The organism is Neobacillus drentensis, assembly GCF_036962765.1.
Lineage (GTDB): Bacteria > Bacillota > Bacilli > Bacillales > Cytobacillaceae > Neobacillus > Neobacillus drentensis_C.
The window spans coordinates 390-3,373 of sequence record NZ_JBALOS010000183.1 but is presented as its reverse complement, the minus strand read 5'-3'; the positions used below and the strand labels follow the sequence as shown (position 1 = coordinate 3,373).

Sequence of the window (2,984 nt, the reverse complement as noted above, 5' to 3'; positions counted from 1 at the left end):
TGGTTAGATGATTCTATCTATTTACAACCGAAAGAGGTGATTTTAAAAGCGATGAATATTGCTTGTGCCAATAACAAGCGAAAGCTGAGTTATGTGGTTGGGATTCTGAAAAACTGGGTAAATGACTCCTTACAGACCGTAGAAGAAATTGATTCCTTTTATGAGAGTCAAAATTGCGCACCAAAGCATAGGCAATCAACCGAATCCTTTCCTGCCGGAAGAGCAATTCCAAGTGGATTTAAACTTGACCTTACGGCAGGTGAAGAGGAATGAGCATCGCCGAAAAAGCGTTTTTAGGAAGCTTGATGAAGGCGGAGTATTTGCTCAAGGATACCGTCATCCAACCTGAACATCTGGAAAGTTCACGGCATAAAGAATTAATGCGAAGAATGGTGGAGTTAAACCGTGTGGGGAAGCATATTGATTTGATCACCTTGACCACCTTACCAGACCTCGATTCATTAGGTGGAATGTCTTACCTATCGGAACTGTTATCTTACGCGGATCTGGAGAAATTTGACGGTACGGAGAAGCTCATTCTTGAGCTGTGGAAGGAACGGGAAAAGAGAAATATCTTGACGGTTGCAGCGATGAATGATTGGGAGATTGCTAGAGTCATTGCTGAATTGGATAAAATTAACCAAATGAAGATGGAGGATCACACGTCCTTACAACAAGCGTTATCAAATATCTATGAGGCACCCTGGGAAGACCAACTACGCCAGAAAAGTGCAACAACGGGCATCAAAAAGCTCGACGAAGTAACGGGAGGCTTTCAGGATGGGGAAGTGACGATTCTAGCAGCAAGACCATCGATGGGAAAAACCGATGTGATGCTTCATTTTTCCAAAATGACGGGTTGGGCAGGGTTTCTGCCACTCGTATTTTCCTTGGAAATGCCTGAAAAGCTGATAACCACTCGATTAATGGCTTCGACAGGGGGCTTTAACCGTTCAAAAATGCGGGATCCAAAAAGAATGCTTAATGAAAATCAAAAGAATAAATGGTCGGATGTGATTGGGGATCTCTCTGAAACCCATATGCAAATTTTTGATGGGGCAGGACAATCCATTGCAGAAATGAGAGCGAAAACGCGAAAAATGCTGCATCAATTTCCATACAAGAAACCGATCCTTTTTATCGATTACTTAACCCTGATCCAATCTGGTCAATTTTACGGAGGGAATTCCCATTTACAAGTAACGGAAATATCGAAATCCCTAAAAGCGATGGCAAAGGATTTTGAATGTCCCGTCATTTGTTTGGCCCAACTTAATCGTTCGGTGGAATCAAGAGCGGATAAACGGCCGATGATGTCTGATATTCGGGAATCGGGAAGTGTGGAACAGGACGCCGATGTCATTTTGTTCTTATATCGTGAGTCGTATTATGACAAGGACACGGACAATCAATCACTTGAAATCATTGTATCGAAAAACCGAAATGGTCCAGTTGGAAGCCTCCTTGTAAATTACAACGAGCATACAGGAAGGATTGAGGACCAGAAGGAATCGAGTCCTACCGTTGTATAACCTCTATTTAGCAGAAAAAAATCTTATATCGAGGTGTGAGCACATGATTGTGAAAGATCTTTACATGGATTGTTTCCGTTATGAAGAATCCTCATTGGCCCATTGCATCTACCATTTACTAACAGAGAAGAAAATTTCATTAGATGACGATATGTCCAAAATAGACTTAGAACAAGCTGTTCATCAGAAAGTAAGGGAATTGATTCAAAACAATGTATTAGGGTTTCATAAAGTTGGCATCTACTCACTGAAGATGAATCAGAAGGATTTTGTCTTTATTTTTGCATCCAGCAAGCAAGAAGCCATCCATTTCTATACCAAAACATTTCATCAAAACCCATTGAACTGTCACGAATATTCGCTAGATTACCAGCTTGCTAGAGGAAATGATGTGATTTCGTTTCGGGATATGAGGAAGGAATTCGAGAGTGTTCCTGCTATAGCGGGGTATTTTAAGAGGGTTGTATCAAAGTGAGAGAGAAGGGAACAAACCCACATCTAGGATGGTCCGATCGGAACCGTCAAACAGAGCTTCAACAAGCTTTGCACTTCTCCACTTTTATTTCCAGATTGCCTAAAAAAAAATACGATGCAATAAGAAATTCACTTCTTATCACATCGTATTAATTATTTTACGACTTTAATCGTACGGTAGTTTTGATTTCCAGCTTTATCAATCACGTAAACCTTTAAATATGTATTAGCTTTCTGAGTTTTTATAGCTACTGAAAATTTGCCATTTGAATAAACCGACCCTTTGCCAATAAGTGTACTTCCTCTATAAATTTTCACTGTTGCGTATTTTTCGGCGCTTCCAGTTACAGTTTTAGATTTAGAAGTGACTTTATTAACACTTTGAATAGCTGGTGGCGTCTTATCAACGACTTTTAAACTCTTCGGTGCACTTATATTTCCTACTTTATCTGTAGCAGTTACACTAATTGTTGTTCCGATTTTTTGCTTCGAAATCGTAAATTTGTAGATGCCGCTTGATGCCGCTGTTGTGCTTTTTTGGTACTTACCGTTGATTGATAATTTAACTGTTGTTCCAGCTTCAGCTTTCCCTGTTACAGTAGTCGAAAGATCTGAAACACTATTCATTGAAGGAGTAGCTGGTTTAGTCTTATCAATTGTAAAGATGATTGTCGTTTTGTTACCTTCTTCATCCTTTACAACTAAAGTGTATTTGCCGTCTTTTTTAATTGTTTGACCTTTCGTAAAGGCAACACCATTCAATAAAGCTGTACCTTCATCAAAAGTGATTGTCACATCTTTATTATAAGCAGCATTATTTTTGACTCCAATTACAATTGGCGCAACAAAATCTTTCTTTTTCGCGATATAGGCAGAAGCTATATACCCCAAAGGTTTTCCATCAGTTGATTTAACATGGAACCAAACAAAATGATTTTTACTGTTAAATTGTTCAGGAGTTTCGGTAGGATCAGTAGT

General features: G+C 39.3%; 4 protein-coding genes. 3 read left to right on the top strand and 1 reads right to left on the bottom strand.

Annotation, left to right across the window (positions count from 1 at the left end; all coding sequences use genetic code 11):
- The 3 genes from V7137_RS21365 to V7137_RS21355 all read left to right on the top strand — a co-directional run.
- The coding region (locus V7137_RS21365; RefSeq protein ID WP_335699935.1) for a DnaD domain protein at positions 1 to 273 on the top strand (273 nt) is incomplete at its 5' end.
- Entirely contained in the window at positions 270 to 1,532 is a 1,263-nt protein-coding gene (locus V7137_RS21360; RefSeq protein ID WP_335699934.1) for a replicative DNA helicase, read from the top strand. The genes V7137_RS21365 and V7137_RS21360, both read left to right, overlap by 4 nt.
- Positions 1,533 to 1,575: 43 nt before the next feature.
- The gene (locus V7137_RS21355; RefSeq protein WP_335699933.1) at positions 1,576 to 2,007 is read left to right on the top strand and encodes a hypothetical protein; all 432 of its coding nucleotides are present in this window, start codon (positions 1,576 to 1,578) and stop codon (positions 2,005 to 2,007) included.
- A 152-nt stretch (positions 2,008 to 2,159) separates the two neighbouring features.
- On the opposite strand, the gene V7137_RS21350 is transcribed toward V7137_RS21355, so the two are convergent.
- A partial coding sequence (locus V7137_RS21350; protein ID WP_335699932.1) for an Ig-like domain-containing protein occupies positions 2,160 to 2,984 on the bottom strand: 825 nt, incomplete at its 5' end.

Coding starts and splice junctions, on each gene's coding strand:
- V7137_RS21355 (WP_335699933.1), top strand. CDS start 1,576: ATGATTGTGAAAGATCTTTACATGGATTGTTTCCGTTATGAAGAATCC.
- V7137_RS21360 (WP_335699934.1), top strand. CDS start 270: ATGAGCATCGCCGAAAAAGCGTTTTTAGGAAGCTTGATGAAGGCGGAG.